This is a genomic window from Variovorax sp. 3319 (genome assembly GCF_031456585.1).
Classification (GTDB): domain Bacteria; phylum Pseudomonadota; class Gammaproteobacteria; order Burkholderiales; family Burkholderiaceae_C; genus Variovorax; species Variovorax paradoxus_P.
This window is the reverse complement of record NZ_JAVDUZ010000015.1, coordinates 47,183-64,021: the sequence shown is the minus strand read 5'-3', so window position 1 is coordinate 64,021 and position 16,839 is coordinate 47,183. Positions and strand designations below refer to the sequence as shown.

Annotated in this window: 16 protein-coding genes; 9 read left to right on the top strand and 7 right to left on the bottom strand. The window is 65.1% G+C overall.

Features of this window, described 5'->3' with window-relative positions; genetic code table 11:
* Positions 1 to 160 precede the first annotated feature (160 nt).
* From J2X67_RS25510 to xdhC, 4 genes are all read right to left on the bottom strand, one after another.
* Positions 161 to 1,603 carry an NAD-dependent succinate-semialdehyde dehydrogenase gene (locus tag J2X67_RS25510; RefSeq protein ID WP_309957652.1) on the bottom strand — a complete coding sequence of 481 codons (1,443 nt, stop codon included), beginning with the start codon at positions 1,601 to 1,603 and terminating at the stop codon, positions 161 to 163.
* A 172-nt stretch (positions 1,604 to 1,775) separates the two neighbouring features.
* Complete coding sequence (locus tag J2X67_RS25505) at positions 1,776 to 3,116, bottom strand: glycerate kinase (protein WP_309957709.1); 1,341 nt, start codon at positions 3,114 to 3,116, stop codon at positions 1,776 to 1,778.
* Between the two features lie 80 nt (positions 3,117 to 3,196).
* A complete protein-coding gene (locus J2X67_RS25500) occupies positions 3,197 to 4,402 on the bottom strand; it encodes a urate hydroxylase PuuD (RefSeq protein WP_309957651.1) in 1,206 nt (401 codons plus the stop codon).
* A gap of 224 nt (positions 4,403 to 4,626) precedes the next feature.
* The gene (gene xdhC, locus J2X67_RS25495; RefSeq protein ID WP_309957650.1) at positions 4,627 to 5,433 is read right to left on the bottom strand and encodes a xanthine dehydrogenase accessory protein XdhC; all 807 of its coding nucleotides are present in this window, start codon (positions 5,431 to 5,433) and stop codon (positions 4,627 to 4,629) included.
* 53 nt (positions 5,434 to 5,486) lie between these two features.
* Between xdhC and J2X67_RS25490 the strand changes: the two genes are divergently transcribed.
* Complete coding sequence (locus tag J2X67_RS25490; protein ID WP_309957649.1) at positions 5,487 to 5,990, top strand: hypothetical protein; 504 nt, start codon at positions 5,487 to 5,489, stop codon at positions 5,988 to 5,990.
* Between the two features lie 3 nt (positions 5,991 to 5,993).
* Here J2X67_RS25490 and uraH read toward each other — a convergent pair whose 3' ends face one another.
* On the bottom strand, positions 5,994 to 6,344 hold the full coding sequence (uraH, locus tag J2X67_RS25485) for a hydroxyisourate hydrolase (protein ID WP_309957648.1): 351 nt from the start codon (positions 6,342 to 6,344) through the stop codon (positions 5,994 to 5,996).
* 95 nt (positions 6,345 to 6,439) lie between these two features.
* Between uraH and J2X67_RS25480 the strand changes: the two genes are divergently transcribed.
* From J2X67_RS25480 to J2X67_RS25460, 5 genes are all read left to right on the top strand, one after another.
* Positions 6,440 to 7,114 carry a GntR family transcriptional regulator gene (locus J2X67_RS25480; protein WP_309957647.1) on the top strand — a complete coding sequence of 225 codons (675 nt, stop codon included), beginning with the start codon at positions 6,440 to 6,442 and terminating at the stop codon, positions 7,112 to 7,114.
* Between the two features lie 128 nt (positions 7,115 to 7,242).
* Positions 7,243 to 8,208, top strand: coding sequence for an allantoinase PuuE (gene puuE, locus J2X67_RS25475; protein ID WP_309957646.1), 966 nt, complete (start codon positions 7,243 to 7,245; stop codon positions 8,206 to 8,208).
* Between the two features lie 2 nt (positions 8,209 to 8,210).
* Positions 8,211 to 9,989, top strand: a complete 1,779-nt coding sequence (uraD, locus tag J2X67_RS25470; protein WP_309957645.1) for a 2-oxo-4-hydroxy-4-carboxy-5-ureidoimidazoline decarboxylase — start codon at positions 8,211 to 8,213, stop codon at positions 9,987 to 9,989.
* Positions 9,990 to 10,000: 11 nt separating this feature from the next.
* Positions 10,001 to 11,227, top strand: coding sequence for an ArgE/DapE family deacylase (locus J2X67_RS25465; protein WP_309957644.1), 1,227 nt, complete (start codon positions 10,001 to 10,003; stop codon positions 11,225 to 11,227).
* An 87-nt stretch (positions 11,228 to 11,314) separates the two neighbouring features.
* A complete protein-coding gene (locus J2X67_RS25460; RefSeq protein ID WP_309957643.1) occupies positions 11,315 to 12,226 on the top strand; it encodes an alpha/beta hydrolase in 912 nt (303 codons plus the stop codon).
* Here the strand turns inward: J2X67_RS25460 and J2X67_RS25455 are convergent.
* Both J2X67_RS25455 and J2X67_RS25450 read right to left on the bottom strand, forming a co-directional pair.
* A complete protein-coding gene (locus tag J2X67_RS25455) occupies positions 12,189 to 13,505 on the bottom strand; it encodes an aminotransferase class V-fold PLP-dependent enzyme (RefSeq protein WP_309957642.1) in 1,317 nt (438 codons plus the stop codon). The two genes, J2X67_RS25460 and J2X67_RS25455, sit on opposite strands and share 38 nt — an antisense overlap.
* A 2-nt stretch (positions 13,506 to 13,507) precedes the next feature.
* Positions 13,508 to 14,401, bottom strand: a complete 894-nt coding sequence (locus J2X67_RS25450) for an amino acid ABC transporter substrate-binding protein (protein ID WP_309957641.1) — start codon at positions 14,399 to 14,401, stop codon at positions 13,508 to 13,510.
* 145 nt (positions 14,402 to 14,546) lie between these two features.
* Here J2X67_RS25450 and J2X67_RS25445 point away from each other — a divergent pair, with 145 nt between their 5' ends.
* From J2X67_RS25445 to J2X67_RS25435, 3 genes are all read left to right on the top strand, one after another.
* Positions 14,547 to 15,491 carry a LysR family transcriptional regulator gene (locus J2X67_RS25445; protein WP_309957708.1) on the top strand — a complete coding sequence of 315 codons (945 nt, stop codon included), beginning with the start codon at positions 14,547 to 14,549 and terminating at the stop codon, positions 15,489 to 15,491.
* Between the two features lie 28 nt (positions 15,492 to 15,519).
* Positions 15,520 to 15,990 (top strand): SET domain-containing protein-lysine N-methyltransferase, encoded by a 471-nt coding sequence (locus J2X67_RS25440; RefSeq protein ID WP_309957640.1) that lies wholly within the window; start codon positions 15,520 to 15,522, stop codon positions 15,988 to 15,990.
* Positions 15,991 to 16,089: 99 nt separating this feature from the next.
* Positions 16,090 to 16,836: a response regulator transcription factor gene (locus tag J2X67_RS25435; RefSeq protein WP_309957639.1), complete on the top strand. Its 747-nt coding sequence runs from the start codon at positions 16,090 to 16,092 to the stop codon at positions 16,834 to 16,836.
* The last annotated feature ends 3 nt before the right edge of the window (positions 16,837 to 16,839 follow it).

Sequence of the window (16,839 nt, the reverse complement as noted above, 5' to 3'; positions counted from 1 at the left end):
GCGAAATAAAGGAGGAGGCCGCAGGCCGGGGGACATTCGCGGAGAAAGGTACCCCGTCGGCGGGTGCGCCGCCCTGAACTGAAACAACCACATAAAAAAAGCGGCACCGCCGAAGCGATGCCGCCTTTTCAAAAGAACTAGAGCGATCTGAACGAACCGCTCAGATGCTCATGATCGAAACAGCCTTGGTGTTCAGGTAAGCCTCGAGCGCCTCGGGGCCGCCTTCGGAGCCGTAGCCCGAATCCTTCACGCCGCCGAACGGCATTTCCGGCGAGGGTGCGGCAGGCTGGTTGATCCACAGCATGCCGAGTTCGAGCCGCTGACTCAAGAGGTGCGCGTTCTTGATCGACTTGGTGAAGGCATAGCCTGCCAGGCCGAACGGCAGGCGATTGGCTTCGGTGATGGCTTCTTCCAGCGTGTCGAAGCCGCGGATTGCGGCGATGGGGCCGAAGGGCTCGTTGTTGAACACGTCGGCATCGAGCGGCACGTCGGTCAGCACCGTGGGCGCAAAGAAATTGCCCGTGTCGCCGACGCGTTCGCCGCCGGCCGCAATGGTTGCGCCCTTCTTGCGCGCGTCGTCCAGCACATGGGCCATGGCCGTCAGGCGGCGTGCGTTGGCAAGCGGGCCGATGGTCGTGCCTTCAGCGAGGCCGTCGCCGAGCTTCAGGCCTTCGGTGTACTTGACCAGCGTGCGGGCGAATTCTTCGCGCAGGCTGTTGTGCACCAGGAAGCGGGTGGGCGAAATGCAGACCTGGCCCGCATTGCGGAACTTGGCGGCGCCTGCGGCCTTGACGGCCAGGGCCACGTCGGCGTCTTCGGCCACGATGACCGGTGCGTGGCCGCCCAGCTCCATGGTCACGCGCTTCATGTGTGCACCGGCCAGTGCTGCCAGCTGCTTGCCGACCGGCGTGGAGCCCGTGAAGGTGACCTTGCGGATGATCGGGTGAGAGATCAGGTAGTTCGAAATTTCAGCCGGGTTGCCGAACACCAGGCCCACAGTGCCGGGCGGAATGCCGGCATCGACGAAAGCCTGCAGCAGCGCGGCGGGCGATGCGGGGGTTTCTTCGGGCGCCTTCACCAGGAACGAGCAGCCGGTTGCCAATGCGGCGCCGAGCTTGCGCACGATCTGGTTGATGGGAAAGTTCCACGGCGTGAAGGCGGCGACCGGGCCGAGCGGCTCCTTGATCACCAATTGCTGCGCAGCCAGGTTGCGCGAGGGCACGATGCGGCCGTAGACGCGGCGGCCTTCGTCGGCAAACCATTCGATGATGTCGGCGGCAGCCAGCGTTTCGCCCTTGGCTTCGGCCAGCGGCTTGCCTTGTTCCTGCGTGAGCAGCTTGGCGATTTCAGGGGCGCGCTCGCGAATCAGGCCTGCGGCGCGGCGCATGACGGCGGCGCGCTCGTTGGCGGGCGTGTTGCGCCATTTTTCGAAGCCGCGCTGGGCAGCAGCCAGGGCACGGTCGAGGTCGGCAATGCTGGCGTGCGCCACCTTGCCGATGGCCTTGCCGGTGGCCGGGTTCACGACGTCCAGCGTCTTGCCGCCGGCGGCGTCGACCCATTCGTTGTCGATCAGCAGGCGGGTGTCGGTGTAGGTGGCGGTCATGGCAAACTTTTCCTTCGGGGACTGGATGAGGGTGAAAAGGGGAAAAAATCTGGGGTGCGCTGCGCGGCACCCGTAAGGTGCGCTTGCGACAGGCGGCAATTTGCCGCCGGGTGCATAGATTAACCCGACTTCGCGAAGCTCGCAGGCGCCGGGAAACCGGCCCTTTTCGCCTCTACAGGATCAGCAGCGCCCGAAAGTCATTGACGTTGGTGTTCGTGGGCCCGGTCACGAACAAATCCCCGATGGCGTCGAAGTAGCCGTACGCGTCGTTTCGGTCCAGATGGTCCGACAGCTTGCGGCCGGCGGCGGTGGCGCGCGCCAGCGTGTCGGGCGCAACGAAGGCGCCGGCGTTGTCTTCCACGCCGTCGATGCCGTCGGTGTCCGCGGCCAATGCCCACACCTGCGGCTGCCCCATGAGCGCGCCGGCCAGGCCCATGCAAAGCTCGCCGGCGCGCCCGCCCCTGCCCTTGGCCTGCCCGGGCTGTCGCGGGCGGATCGTGACCGTGGTTTCGCCGCCCGAAAGAATGACGCACGGCCGTGCAAAGGGTTGGCCGCGGTTTGCCACGGCACGTGCCAGCGCCGCGTGCACCTTGCCCACCTCGCGCGATTCGCCTTCGATTTCGTCGCTGAGGATGTGCGCCTCGATGCCAGCCTCGCGTGCTGCCTTGGCCGCGGCTTCGAGCGATTGCTGCGGCGTGGCGATCATGTGGACCTCATGGCCCTTGAACACTGCGTCGCCGGGTTTCGGAGTTTCAAGCTTGCTGCTCTCGAGTTGAGCGCGAACTGGCGCCGGCACCTCGATGCCGTAGCGGTCGAGGATGGCCAGCGCATCGGCGCAAGTGGTGGCGTCTGGCACGGTGGGGCCGCTCGCAATGACGGCCGCATCGTCGCCCGGAACGTCGCTGATGGTGAGCGTGACCACGCGCGCCGGCGCGCAAGCCGCGGCAAGCCGGCCGCCCTTGATGCGCGACAGGTGCTTGCGCACGCAGTTCATCTCGCCGATGTGCGCGCCGCTGTCGAGCAATTGCTTGTTGATGCGCTGCTTGTCTTCGAGTGTGAGCCCTTCTGCCGGCAGCACCAGCAGTGACGAGCCGCCACCCGAAATGAGGCACAGCACCAGGTCGTCGGCCGTGAGGCCTTGCGTGAGCGCGAGGATGCGTTCGGCCGCCTGCTGCCCGGCCGCGTCGGGCACGGGATGCGCAGCCTCGACAAGTTCGATGCGCTGCGGCACGCCTTCGGGCCGCGGCGGAATGTGGTCGTAGCGCGTAACGACCAGGCCGGACAGGGGCGCGTCGGCCGGCCACAGCGCTTCGAGCGCCTGCACCATCGAGCCGCCCGCCTTGCCGGCGCCGAGCACCACCGTGCGGCCCTTGGGCGGCTTGGGCAAATGGGCGCCCAGTGTGGACAGCGGCAATGCGCGGTCAACCGCCACGCGGTACAGATGTTCGAGGAAGGCGCGCGGTGCTTCGCGCGGATCAGGCGCGGGCCCGAATGACGGAATCGATGCGGTCATGGCTTGCGTTGTCTCCATCCGGCGATTGTGCGGCGAAAGGCGCCCCCGCTCTCTTGACCGCGGTCTATGTGTGTGTGCGTCTAGTTGGTCTTTGCGCCGGCCTGGAACCAGCGGCCGATCAAGGCGCGCTCTTCGTCCGTGATGCCTGTTGCGTTGTTCATGGGCATGATCTTGGTGACGACCACCTGCTGGTAGATGGCCTGGGCATGCGCGGCCACCTGGTCGGGCGTGTCGACGCGCACGTTCTTCATTTGCGTGGCCGCGCCGTGGCACATGAAGCAGCGCTGTTCGAGCACCTTCTGCACGTCCTTGAACGCCACGGCGGGTGCCGCTGCCGAAGCTGCCGGAGCGGCGGCCGGTTCGGGCTTCATCCACACGATGGTGAGACCCAGCACCACGATGCCGATCAGCGCATAGGGCAGCGGGTTGCCCGCGTTGCCAAGCTTGAAGCGATGCCGCACCACGAAGAACTGCCGGATCGCCGCACCGCCCAGCATGATGAGCAGCAGCACGATCCAGTTGTACTTGTGCGTGTAGGTAAAGCTGTAGTGGTTGCTCAGCATGGCAAACAGCACCGGCAGCGTGAAGTAGGTGTTGTGCACGCTGCGCTGCTTGCCGCGCTGTCCGTGCACCGGATCGACCGGCCGGCCTTCGCGCAGTGCCTGCACATTCTTGCGCTGGCCCGGAATGATCCAGAAGAAGACGTTGCCGCTCATCGTGGTGGCCATCATTGCGCCCACCAGCAAAAAGGCCGCCCGGCCCGCAAACCACTGGCAAGCCAGCCAGGTGGCAAAGGCAATGAACACCGCGATCAGCACGCCCACGATGGTGTCGCCGTGCTTGCGGCGCCCGAAGATCTGGCAGATGCCGTCGTACACCATCCAGAACACGACGAAGAAAGCCAGCGCCACGCTGATGGCCGCGCCGGGCTGCCAGTCCATCTTGCTCTTGTCGATCAGGTAGGTGCTGGCGTTCCACAGGTACGACATGGTGAAGAGCGCAAAGCCCGTGATCCATGTGCTGTAGCTCTCCCAGTATGACCAATGCAGGTGGTCGGGCAGCTTCTTGGGCGCGAGCGCGTACTTCTGCATGTTGTAGAAGCCGCCGCCGTGCACCGCCCACTGCTCGCCGCCCACGCCCTTGTCGAGCGATTCCTGGTCCTGCGGCTTCTCGAGGCTGTTGTCCAGCATCACGAAGTAGAAGGAAGCGCCGATCCAGGCAATGGCGGTAATGACGTGGACCCAGCGCAGCAGCAGGTTGGCCCAGTCGAGGTAGTAACTTTCCATGTGTGGTGCTCTCTCTCAACCCCTAGGGCGCGTGGGGGCGCCGCGAAGGGGTCTCTTCAGCCTGCTCACCACTGCGGGCGCTGTAAGCAGAGAAAGTGCCGCGAACGCAGGCTCCATGAAATGGGCCTCGCTCCGCTGCGGCTTGTTGTGGACCGAAAGTGTATACAGTTTTGGCAAGTGGCGGGTTGCTTTTTTGAAGGCGTCGCCGCCGGGGAAAACCCTGTTCAACCCAGCGATTGCAACAACTGTGCCGCCACGGCCACGGCAATCACCTCCGGCTCCTTGCCGGTGATGCCGGGCACGCCGATCGGGCAGGTAATGCGGGCCAGTTCTTGGGGCGTGAAGCCCCGCGCCTCGAGCCGGTGGCTGAATGTGGCCCACTTGGTCTTGCTGCCGATCAGGCCGATGTAAGGAAGGTCGCCGCGTTCGCGCAGGCGCTTGAGGCACGCGATGACGATGTCCAGGTCTTCGGCATGGCTGAAGCTCATGATCAGCACGCGGCTCCCCGGTGCGAGTGCGGCCACGGCGTCTTGCACGGGCTCTGAGTGCTCGGTGTCGATCTGCGCCGGCAGTGCGTCGGGAAACACGCCATCGCGGCTGTCGATCCAGCGCACGGTAAAGGGCAGGCTTGCCAGCAGGCGCGCAAGCGCAGCGCCCACATGGCCGCCGCCGAACAGCGCCACGGGCTTGAGCTGCGCGACCAGGTCGCGCTGCAGCGCGGGCGCATCGGCGGCAGTGATGCGGCGGTACGAGAGAAACACCACGCCGCCGCAGCACTGGCCCAGGCTCGGGCCGAGCGGGTAGCGCTCGACGTTGTCGATGATGCGCCGCCCCGCGAGCAGTTCGCGCGCCTCTTGCGTGGCCTGGAACTCGAGCTGACCGCCGCCGATGGTGCCCGTGAGCCCTTCGGCCCACACCGCCATCCAGGTGCCGGCCTCGCGCGGCGCCGATCCCTGCGTCGACTCCACGCGCACCAGCACCGCGTCTTCGCGTGCAAGCCGCACCAGCAGTTGATCGACCATGCCGTTCATTTCCGATACCTTCGGTTGCGGGGTTGCACGAGACTCACGGTATAAACCCGGCGATGAATCGTCAGCTTACGCCCCGTCGCCTTGCCTTGGCAGCATCCGTTCTTTCTTGCGCTCTGTGGCTTGCCGGCTGCGGGAGCACCGGCACCGTTCCGGGACAGCTGAGCGACGCCAAAACCGACCGGGGTGCGGCGGGTGCCGTGCCCCGCGCGTCGAATGCCGCCACCGCGCGCGACTACCGCCGCGACGCAGCGCGCCACATCTACGAAGCCAACAGGTCGCGCATCTACAGCGGCCAGCTTCCGCCCATGCTCTACGCCGTCGGCACGCTGCAGGTCAACCTCGATGCGGGCGGCAAGGTGGTGTCGCTGCACTGGCTGCGCGCGCCCAAGCATGCGCCCGAGGTCATTGCCGAGATCGAGCGTTTCGTGCTGCAGGCGGCGCCCTTCCCTGCGGCCACGCGCCTCGGTGCGGTCACGTGGACCGACACATGGCTGTGGGACAAGAGCGGGCGCTTCCAGCTCGACACGCTCACAGAAGGCCAGCTGCAAGGCGACTGATCCTCAGGAGCCGCGGTAGGTGGAGTAGCTCCACGGGCTCACGAGCAGCGGCACGTGGTAGTGCTGGTCGGTGTGCGCCACGCCGAAGTCCAGCGACACCTTGTTCAGGAAATTGGGCTCGGGCAGCTCGACGCCGCGCGCCTTGAAGTAACCCGCCACGTCGAACACCAGCCGGTAGGTGCCGGTCTTGAGCGAGTTGTTGTCGTAGAGCGGCCCGTCGCTCCGGCCGTCTGAATTGAGCGTGAAACGCTTCACCAGCGTCGCATCGTCGCCTTGCGTGGTGTACAGCGCCACCTCCATGCCGGCGGCGGGGCCGCCGTGCATTGTGTCGAGTACGTGGGTGCTCAGGCCCATGGGGCGCTCCTTCAATGATGGAACCGTGAGGTTCTGGTCAGGGCGGGAAATTCCGGTGGACAAAAGTGTATACAGTTACCGCCTTTGGGTCTATCATGAAAAACATGGAGTCCTCCACCACCCGTTCGATCGTCGACGCGCTCACCAAAGCCATCGTCGAGCACCGGCTGCAGCCCGGCACCAAGTTGGCCGAGCAGAAGCTGGCCGACCACTTCGGCGTTTCTCGCACGCTGGTGCGCCAGGCGTTGTTCCAGCTGTCGCAAAACAAGCTCATCCGGCTCGAGCCCGCGCGCGGCGCCTTCGTGGCGGCACCGGCGGTCGACGAGGCCCGGCAGGTGTTCGCGGTGCGCCGCATGCTCGAGGCCGAGATGACGCGCGAGTTCGTGCGCACCGTCACGCCCGCGAAGGTCAAGGCGCTGAAGGAGCACGTGGCGCTCGAAAAGTCCGCCGTTTCGGGCGAAGACATTTCGGGCCGCACCGAACTGCTGGGCGACTTTCATGTGCGCATGGCCGAACTCATGGGCAACCAGGTGCTTGCGCAAATACTCGGCGAGCTGATTTCCCGCTGCGCGCTCATCACGCTCATGTACCAAAGCACGAGCGCGGCCGAGCACTCCAACGACGAGCACGCCGACATCGTCAAGGCACTGGCCGCCCGCGACGAAGAACGCGCCGTGCGCCTCATGACCGAACACCTGGAACACGTCGAGGCCAACCTCACGTTCGACCGCAAGGTTCCGACCAACGACATCTCGCTCGCACTGACATGACCCACCCCCGTTGCTGCTCACTTCGTGTAGCCGCCTCCCCCTCAAGGGGGCAACACCAGTGGCCCGGCAAAGCCGGTTCCACGGTGTTTCCCGAATGAGCCGCGACCACTGACACGTTCGCTCTTGATATGACCGTCTACGACACCACCCTGCCCTACCCGCGAGACCTCGTCGGCTACGGCCGCAACCCGCCGCATGCCCAATGGCCCGGCGGCGCGCGCATTGCGGTGCAGTTTGTCCTCAACTATGAAGAGGGCGGCGAAAACGCCACGCTGCACGGCGACGCGGGCTCGGAACAATTTCTCTCCGAAATGTTCAACCCGGCCAGCTTTCCTGACCGGCACATCAGCATGGAAGGCATCTACGAGTACGGCTCGCGCGCCGGCGTGTGGCGCATCCTGCGCGAGTTCGAAAAGCGCGGCCTGCCGCTCACCGTGTTCGGCGTGGGCATGGCGCTGGAGCGCTACCCCGAACTCACCGCCGCCTTCAAGGAACTGGGCCATGAAATCGCCTGCCACGGCTGGCGCTGGATTCATTACCAGAACCTGGACGAAGCCACCGAGCGCGAGCACATGCGCCTTGGCATGGAGGCCATCGAAAAGCTCACCGGCGAGCGTGCGCTCGGCTGGTACACCGGCCGCGACAGCCCGCGCACCCGCCGCCTTGTGGCCGACTACGGCGGCTTCGAATACGACAGCGACTACTACGGCGACGACCTGCCCTTCTGGATGAAGGTGCAAAAGACCGACGGCAGCGTGGTGCCCCAGCTCATCGTGCCCTACACGCTCGACTGCAACGACATGCGCTTTGCGCTGCCGCAGGGCTACTCGCATGCCGACCCGTTCTTCCAGTACATGAAGGACACCTTCGACGCGCTCTATGCCGAAGGCGACCCCGCCGGAGACAACAGCCCCAAGATGATGAGCATCGGCATGCATTGCCGGCTGCTCGGGCGGCCTGGCCGCATTACCGCGCTGCAGCGCTTTCTCGACCACATCGGCCGGCACGACCGCGTGTGGGTCTGCCGGCGCGTCGACATCGCGCGGTACTGGAAGCAGGCGCACCCCTTCGAATCTGCCGCCTCAGGAAGCTGACCATGAGCCTCACCATTGCCCAACTCAACGCGGCCGTACCGGCCGAAGCCGTGGCCCTTCTCGACGGCATCTACGAGCACTCGCCCTGGATTGCGCAGCGCGCACTCGCCGCGCGGCCTTTTCGCTCCCTTGCGCACCTGAAGCATGCGCTGGTGCAGGCATTGGCTGCTTCGTCGGCTGACGAAAAGATCGGCCTCATCCGCGCCCACCCCGAGCTCGCGGGCAAGGCCATGATCAGCAAGACGCTCACGGCCGAATCGACCAACGAGCAAAGCAAGGCCGGCCTCACCGACTGCACGCCCGAAGAGTTCGCGAAGATCCAGAAGCTCAACGCCGACTACAACGCGAAGTTCGGCTTTCCCTTCATTCTTGCGGTGCGGGGGCCGCGCGGCACGGGCCTTTCGAAGCGCGAGATCATCGACACCTTCGAGCGCCGGCTGTTCAACCACCCTGAATTCGAGCTCGGCGAGGCGCTGCGCAATATCCACCGAATTGCCGAGATCCGCCTGGACGACAAGTTCGGCGCCGACGTTTCGCTGGGCAACGACGTGTGGGACTGGCACGAAGCACTCTCGGCGCACACCGACCCGGGCTATGCCGAAAAAGGCCAGCTCACCGTGACCTACCTGACCGACGCGCACCGGGCCTGCGCGCAGCAAATTTCGAGCTGGATGCGCGACTGCGGCTTCGACTCCGTCCACATCGATGCGGTCGGCAACGTGGTCGGCCGCTACGAAGGTGCAACGCCCGATGCCAAGACCCTGCTCACCGGCTCGCACTACGACACCGTGCGCAACGGCGGCAAGTACGACGGGCGCCTGGGCATCTTCGTGCCGATGGCCTGCGTGCGCGAACTCAAGCGCCAGGGCAGGCGCCTGCCCTTCGCCTTCGAGGTGGTGGGTTTTTCCGAAGAAGAAGGCCAGCGGTACAAGGCCACCTTCCTGGGCTCGGGCGCGCTCATCGGCCACTTCGATCAGCGCTGGCTAGACCAGAAGGACGCCGACGGCATCACCATGCGCGAAGCCATGAAGCATGCGGGCCTGGACGAAGCCGACATCCCGAAGATCCAGCGCGACCCCGCGCGCTACCTCGGCTTTGTCGAGGTGCACATCGAACAAGGCCCGGTTCTCACCGAACTCGACCTGCCGCTGGGCATCGTCACCGCCATCAACGGCGGCGTGCGCTACGTGGGCGAGATCATCGGCACGGCCAGCCACGCCGGCACCACGCCCATGGACCGCCGCCGCGACGCGGCCGCCGCGGTGGCCGAACTCATTCTCTACACGGAGCAGCGTGCGGCAAAAGACGGCGACTCCGTTGGCACCGTGGGCATGCTCGAAGTACCCAGCGGATCGATCAACGTGGTGCCGGGGCGCTGCAAGTTCAGCCTCGACCTGCGCGCGCCCAACAATGCGCAACGCGATGCACTGGCCGACGACGTGCTTGCCCAACTCCAGGCCATCTGCGAACGCCGCGGCGTGCGCCATGAGCTTGAAGAAACCATGCGCGCCTCTGCCGCACCAAGCGCTCCAGACTGGCAGCAGCGCTGGGAAAAGGCGGTCGATGCGTTGGGCATTCCGCTCTTCCGCATGCCCAGCGGCGCCGGCCATGACGCAATGAAGCTGCACGAGGTCATGCCGCAGGCCATGCTCTTCGTGCGCGGCATCAACTCGGGCATCAGCCACAACCCGCTCGAATCGAGCACCAACGACGACATTCAGCTCGCGGTCGAAGCCTTCCAGCATCTGCTCGACAACCTCGCCGCCGAACAAGCGCACTGAAAAGAAAAGACATGACCGACTACGCCAAGCTCGACGCCTGGATCGACGCGCACTTTGATGAAGAAGTGCAGTTCCTGCAGCAACTGGTGCGCGTGCCCACCGACACCCCGCCCGGCAACAACGCACCGCACGCCGAACGCACCGCCGAACTGCTGAAAGACTTCGGACTCGATGCCGAGAAGCACGCCGTGCCGGAGCAGGAGGTGAAGGACTACGGCCTCGAATCGATCACCAACCTGATCGTGCGCCGCAGCTATGGCGCGGGCGGCCGCACCGTGGCACTCAATGCCCACGGCGACGTGGTGCCACCCGGCGAAGGCTGGACGCATGACCCCTATGGCGGCGAGATTGCCGATGGCAGCCTCTACGGCCGTGCCGCCGCGGTGAGCAAGAGCGACTTCGCGAGCTTTACCTTTGCGCTGCGTGCGCTGGAGGCCGTGGCCAAGCCGGCCAAGGGCAGCGTCGAGCTGCACTTCACCTACGACGAAGAATTTGGCGGCATCCTCGGCCCGGGCTGGCTGCTCAAGCAAGGCCTCACCAAGCCCGACCTGATGATTGCGGCGGGCTTCAGCTACGAGGTGGTTACTGCGCACAACGGCTGCCTGCAGATGGAAGTGACGGTGCACGGCAAAATGGCCCATGCGGCCATTCCGACCACCGGCGTCGATGCGCTGCAGGGCGCCGTAAAAATTCTCAATGCGCTCTATGCGCAGAACACGCTCTACCAGCAGGTAACGTCGAAGGTCGAGGGCATTACGCACCCGTACCTCAACGTGGGCCGCATCGAAGGCGGCACCAACACCAACGTGGTTCCGGGCAAGGTGGTGTTCAAGCTCGATCGCCGCATGATCCCCGAAGAGAACCCGGTCGAGGTCGAAGCGACGATCCGCAAGGTCATTGCCGATGCGGCTGCGGAGAGCACTGGCATCACGGTCGAGATCAAGCGCCTGCTGCTCGCCAATTCGATGAAGCCGCTCGCTGGCAACAAGCCGCTGGTCGATGCAATCCAGAAGCACGGCCAGGACGTGTTCGGCGAGCCGATCAAGGCCATGGGCACGCCCCTTTACACCGACGTGCGCCTCTACGGCGAGGCAGGCATTCCGGGTGTGATCTACGGCGCCGGCCCGCGCACAGTGCTCGAGTCGCACGCCAAGCGCAGCGACGAACGCGTGGTGCTCGAAGACCTGCGCCGCGCCACCAAGGTGATTGCGCGCACGCTGAGCGACCTGCTGGCCTGAATCCCGGGGCGCGTTGCGAGCGTCCGACGCAGCGCGTCAACCGCCACCTACATCCGCCGGCACGCACCGGCGTGCAGCATAGGGCGCATGACCGAACGCAGCCCCATGCCCCCGGTTCCCGCCGACGCCCAAGCGGTCGCGCACCGCTTCGTCGATGTCGACGGGATGCGGATCTTCTACCGCGAAGCCGGTCCGCGCGATGCGCCGGTGCTGCTGCTTCCGCACGGGTATCCGTGCTCCTCGTTCCAGTATCGGCGGCTCATGCCTGCGCTTGCGGACAAATGGCGACTGGTGGCACCGGACTATCCCGGCTTTGGCCTGAGCGATACGCCGCCTGCCGGCAACTTCGCTTTCGACTTCGATGCCTATGCGGCCTTTCTGGAGGCCTTCTGCAACAAGCTGGGGCTCGATAGATACGGCCTGTACCTGCACGACTACGGTTCGCAGATCGGGCTGCGCCTGGCCATTCGGCGCCCTGAGCGCGTGGCTGCGCTCATCATCCAGAACGGCGACATCTACGAAGACACGCTCGGCCCTAAGTACAAGGCCATCCAGGAATTCTGGCGCGATCCGTCGCCCAGGAACCGCGCGGTGCTTGAAGAAGCGGTAAGCGAAGAAGGTTTTCGCGCCGAGTTCGTCGGCGAGGTGCCAGAAGCGCAGGCGGCGCAGATTCCACCCGACCTGTGGAAGCTGCATTGGCCGCTGATGAACACGCCGCTGCGGCGGGAGGTTTCGCGCAAGCTGATGGAAGGCCTGAAGCAGAACCTCGAGTGGTTTCCGCGCTACCAGTCCTATCTGCGCGAACACCAGCCACCGGCGCTCATCGTGTGGGGTCCGAACGACGGCTACATGCCCGAGGAATCCGCGCGTGCCTACCTGCGCGACATTCCCAAAGCCGAACTGGTGCTGACGGACGGCGGGCACTGGCTGCTCGAGACGCACCTGGAACAGGTGGTTCCAGTCATCCGGCGGTTCTTGTCTTCAGCCCATTCGCGTTGACGGCAATTTCTTTTGTCACATGGAGAAATTCCTTCATGTCGGCAATGGAGTTGCAATGCAGCGGTGACACCCGCACCGTGCCTTCGAGCCCGAAAGAGTCGAGCATGCGCTTGGAGTAGATGCTGCTTGCCACGCGCTCGTACACCGTTACGCCGCGCTTGCCGTACTCGACCACTGCCTGCGTGCAGTCGAGATGGTCAAACCCTATGCCGATGATGAGGTCGCGCTTCGTCAGGTCCGGATGGTCCAGGAAGACCTTCACGCCTTCGATGTTGCGCAGGCCGGCGGCATCGTCGGTTCCGTCAAGCAGCGCTGCGAGCAGCGCCCGCTCGTGCAGTTCGATGTGCGCGATGCCCGCTTCGAAAAGCGCGCGCCTCTCGGTAGCGTCCGAAAAATGGCCGCCGAGCCAGCATACGTAGTCGACGATTTCGGTCACCACCGCAAACTGCCATGGCGCCGAGCTGCCCAGGTCCCAGAAGTCGGGCTTCTTGCCTGCCAGCTTGTGATGCGGCAGCAGCGCCGCGCGGTCCGACACCCATGACAAGCCCGAGCCCCGGCAGCCGAAGAACTTGTAGGGCGCCATGTTGATGCCGTCCACCGGCGTCTTCTGCAGGTCGATGAGCCCGTGCGGCGCATGCTGCACGGCGTCCACCACGATGTAAAGATCGGGCTTGATCTCCCTTGCGCGGCGCACGATCTGCGCCAGGTCGAGCTTGGCGCCCGAGATGTTCGATGCGTAGATGACGTTGAGCAGGCAGGTGTCCTTGTCCACCAGCCGCACGATCTCGTCGGCGTCGACTCCGCCGGTCTCGGGGTTGCTGCGTGCCACCCGCAGCTCACGGCCGGCCCGTTGGGCATACAAGCTCATCGCGTCGAACGACGAGGGATGCTCGAGCATGGTGGTGACCATGTTCGTGCCCGGCACGTTCTCGGCCACCGCACGCACCATGTCGAACATTGCGCCCGATGCGGTGAGCGACGCATAGACGCTGCCGCCCTGCGCATTGAAGATGGTGCGCACATCGGCAGTGCCCCGGGCCTGAATCTCTTGCAGTTCGACTGCGGCGGCGTGAATGCGCTCCGCGTTGTCGGGAATGGCATCGACCTGCGCGAAGCGCTCCACGGCCGCCTTCAGCCTGAACGAGCCGCCCGCGTTGTCGAAGTAGAGGCGCTCGCGCCCGTGGTGGTCGTGGTCGACGTTGAGAAAGCGCTGCTTCACCGCGCGCATCAGCGCATCGGGAAACGCAAGGCCGTTGGCGTGGAGTGTGGTGGCCGGCATCCTCAAACGCCTTTGTTGTTCGGGTTCTTGTAGGCCTCGCGCACGGCGTCGGACATCGGGAAGTTGAGGTTCACGTTGCGCGGCGGGATCGGTGACATGAACCACTTGGCGTAGAGCTTGTCGATGGCGCCCGACTTCATCATCTCGGTCACCGTCTGGTCGACGATGGCCTTGAACTCGGGGTCGTCCTTGCGCATCATGATGCCGTAGGGCTCTTGCCGCAGCACGTCCTTCAGCAGCTTGTAGTCGGATGCATTCGGCTGGTTGGCAATGAGGCCGGCCAGCTGCACGTCGTCCAGCACGTAGGCCACGGCGCGGTCGCTCGCCAGCAGCAAAAACGCATCGGCCGTGTCCTTGCCCGCGATTTCCTGCACCTCGATGTTCTCTGTCTTGCGGAAGCCGCGCAGCAACTGCATCGAGGTGCTGCCGGCCACGGTGGCCACGCTCTTGCCCTGAAGGTCGGCAATCGAATTGATGCCCGAGTTTTTCTTGACCGCGGCGGTAATGTTGGTGACGAAGTGGCTCGGCGCAAAGTCGACCTGCTGCTGGCGCTGCACGGTGTTGGTGGTGGTCGCGCAGTCGAGGTCGACCGTGCCGTTCTGCACCAGCGGAATGCGGTTGGTGGAGTTGAGGAGCGTGTAGCGCACCTCGATCTTCTGCATGCCCAGCCTGGCCTTGATGGCGTCGACCACCTTCAGGCAGATCTCGTTGGTGAATCCGATGGGCGCGCTCTCTGCACCCGTCTTGTAGGAGAACGGAATCTGCGTGTCGCGGCTGCCGATCTGCACCGTGCCGCTTTCCTTGATCTTGCGCAGCGTGGGGCTTTCTTGCGCCGCCACAGCACCGCAGGCCAGCGCAATGCCGGCGCCAAGCACGAGGGACAGTTTGAAGTTCATGGAATGTTCCTTTGAAGATGAAGCAGGAAGTACACGGGGCGACACGGTGCGAATCTTCAGCGCGGCCTCAAATTTCTAAAAGCGATTTTTTGTGATTGAATTACATGAATAAAAGTATTCAGTCCAGGAGTTCGAACGCACCGTGATGACCTTCAAGCAGCTCGAAGCCCTGTACTGGATTGCCAAGCTCGGCGGCTTTGCGCAGGCGGCCAACCAGCTTCATACCTCGCAATCGGCCGTGTCCAAGCGGGTGCATGAACTCGAGCTGCTGTTCGATACCGAGCTTTTCGATCGAACCCAGCGCACTGCGCGGCTGACCGAAAAAGGCGAGGAAATGTTCGTGCTTGCGGCGAGGCTGCTCGAGCAGCGCGATGCCGCCGTCGAGCAGTTCGGCAAGCCGGGCGTGGTGGAGCGACGGCTGCGCATCGGCGTGACGGAGCTCACCGCCATGACGTGGCTGCCGCGGCTCGTGGGCCTCATCCAGCGGCACTATCCAAAGGTCATCCTCGAGCCCGACGTTGACGACAGCCTGCAGTTGCGCGACAAGCTGCTGTCGGACGAACTCGACCTGGTGATCGTGCCCGACACGTTTGCCGATTCGCGCATGCAGAGCAAGGCCATCGGCAAGGTGCAAAGCGCCTGGATGTGCAAGCCGGGCGTGGTTGCCGCCCCCGGCACCGTTCGGCTGCACGAACTCGCGCGGCACCGCATGCTGGTGCAGGGCAGCAACTCGGGCACGGGCCGCGCCTACGACGCCTGGATGAAGGACCAGGGCGTGCAGCCGTCCGACACCATCGTGGTGAGCAACCTCGTGGCGCTGACCGGGCTCACGGTGTCGGGCCTGGGTGTGAGCTACCTGCCGCGCCAGTGCCTCGACCCGCTCGTTTCAGCCGGCATGCTCGCCGTGATCGACGTGGTGCCTGCCCTGCCGGCGGTGCACTACGTGGCCATGCACAAGGGCGAGCACCGCAGCGCACTCACCTCGTCGATCGTGATGCTGGCGCAGGAGTGCTGCGACTTCACGCGCATGTTCCAGGCCCAGGCTGAAGAAGAGCGCGAGGAGGAACGCAACGAGGAACGCAAGCAATGAGCAAGGTGGCTGGTGCACACTTGGGCACATGAAACGCCGCAAGCAAACCTCGTCCACGCCATTTATCCGCGTAGGGCCCAGCGGAGTGCACGGGCTCGGCGCCTTTGCAACGCGCGACTTGCCCGCCCATGCGTTCCTCGGGCTCTACGAGGGCCGGCGCTACACGCAGCAGGAAATCGCTGCCGGCGCGTGGAATGACCAGCTCACCTATTTGTTCACCCTCTCCAACCACGAGACCATCGACGGCGGCAAGGGCGGCAACGGTACGCGCCACCTCAACCATGCCTGCGATCCGAACTGCGAGGCCGTTGAAGAGTACGACGACGCGGGCGAGCTGGTGCTGAAGTTCCAGACCATCGTGCCGGTGGATGCGGGGGACGAACTGTTCATCGACTATTCGCTCACCGCCGACGACGGTTCGCCGGCCTCGAAATATCCTTGCCATTGCGGCTCGCCCAACTGCCGTGGAACGATGCTGGCTCCGGTGGAGGCCGAGTGACCGCACGCTGAGCCGGTGGGTTGGCGGCGGGGCGTGCTACGCTTGTACGGCCCCCAACAATGCCATGGCACTCGCACACCGGAAGCGAGCTTTCCACGAATGAAATCCGCCTTTCACATCGCGGTCCTCGACGACGAAGTCGACATCACCCAGCTGCTGGCCAACTACCTCCAAAGCCACGGCTTTCGCGTAACCCAGCTGCACAACGGCGCCTCGCTCATGCAGCTGATGGGCAGCGACCCGGCCGACCTCGTCCTGCTCGACCTCGGCCTGCCCGGCGAAGACGGCTTTTCCATTGCCCGCCGCATGCGCGAAAACTGGCGCTGCGGGCTCGTCATCGTCACCGGCCGTGGGGACGCGGTGGACAAGGTTGTCGGCCTTGAGGTGGGCGCCGACGACTACGTGACAAAACCCTTCGACCTGCGCGAGCTGGTGGCCCGGGTCAAGGCCGTGCTCAGGCGCCTGGCGCCCGACGACTCCCATGCTGCTGCAAACGCACCGGCATCGCCTGCTGCGAGCGCCACATCCGAACGGCTGCGCTTTGCGGGCTGGCAGCTCGATCTTGCCGCGCGCAGCCTTGCCAACCCGGAGGGGCAAGGCGTGCCGCTCACCGGCGGCGAATTCGACCTGCTGCGCGCATTTGCCCGGCATCCCGGCCGCGTGCTGTCGCGCGACTTCCTGCTCGAGCAGACTCGCGGGCGCGAAGCCGCTCCTTTCGACCGCACCATCGACGTGCAGGTCGGCCGGCTGCGCAAGAAGATCGAAGCCGACCCGGACGACCCGCAGATCATCAAGTCGGTGCGGGGCGCGGGCTACATCCTGGTTCCGCCGGTGACCCCAGGCTGAGCC

Coding starts and splice junctions, on each gene's coding strand:
- uraD (WP_309957645.1), top strand. CDS start 8,211: ATGAGCCTCACCATTGCCCAACTCAACGCGGCCGTACCGGCCGAAGCC.
- uraH (WP_309957648.1), bottom strand. CDS start 6,344: ATGGGCCTGAGCACCCACGTACTCGACACAATGCACGGCGGCCCCGCC.
- J2X67_RS25465 (WP_309957644.1), top strand. CDS start 10,001: ATGACCGACTACGCCAAGCTCGACGCCTGGATCGACGCGCACTTTGAT.
- J2X67_RS25480 (WP_309957647.1), top strand. CDS start 6,440: ATGAAAAACATGGAGTCCTCCACCACCCGTTCGATCGTCGACGCGCTC.
- J2X67_RS25500 (WP_309957651.1), bottom strand. CDS start 4,402: ATGGAAAGTTACTACCTCGACTGGGCCAACCTGCTGCTGCGCTGGGTC.
- J2X67_RS25435 (WP_309957639.1), top strand. CDS start 16,090: ATGAAATCCGCCTTTCACATCGCGGTCCTCGACGACGAAGTCGACATC.
- J2X67_RS25440 (WP_309957640.1), top strand. CDS start 15,520: ATGAAACGCCGCAAGCAAACCTCGTCCACGCCATTTATCCGCGTAGGG.
- J2X67_RS25445 (WP_309957708.1), top strand. CDS start 14,547: ATGACCTTCAAGCAGCTCGAAGCCCTGTACTGGATTGCCAAGCTCGGC.
- J2X67_RS25460 (WP_309957643.1), top strand. CDS start 11,315: ATGACCGAACGCAGCCCCATGCCCCCGGTTCCCGCCGACGCCCAAGCG.
- xdhC (WP_309957650.1), bottom strand. CDS start 5,433: ATGAACGGCATGGTCGATCAACTGCTGGTGCGGCTTGCACGCGAAGAC.
- J2X67_RS25455 (WP_309957642.1), bottom strand. CDS start 13,505: ATGCCGGCCACCACACTCCACGCCAACGGCCTTGCGTTTCCCGATGCG.
- J2X67_RS25490 (WP_309957649.1), top strand. CDS start 5,487: ATGAATCGTCAGCTTACGCCCCGTCGCCTTGCCTTGGCAGCATCCGTT.
- J2X67_RS25510 (WP_309957652.1), bottom strand. CDS start 1,603: ATGACCGCCACCTACACCGACACCCGCCTGCTGATCGACAACGAATGG.
- J2X67_RS25505 (WP_309957709.1), bottom strand. CDS start 3,116: ATGACCGCATCGATTCCGTCATTCGGGCCCGCGCCTGATCCGCGCGAA.
- puuE (WP_309957646.1), top strand. CDS start 7,243: ATGACCGTCTACGACACCACCCTGCCCTACCCGCGAGACCTCGTCGGC.
- J2X67_RS25450 (WP_309957641.1), bottom strand. CDS start 14,401: ATGAACTTCAAACTGTCCCTCGTGCTTGGCGCCGGCATTGCGCTGGCC.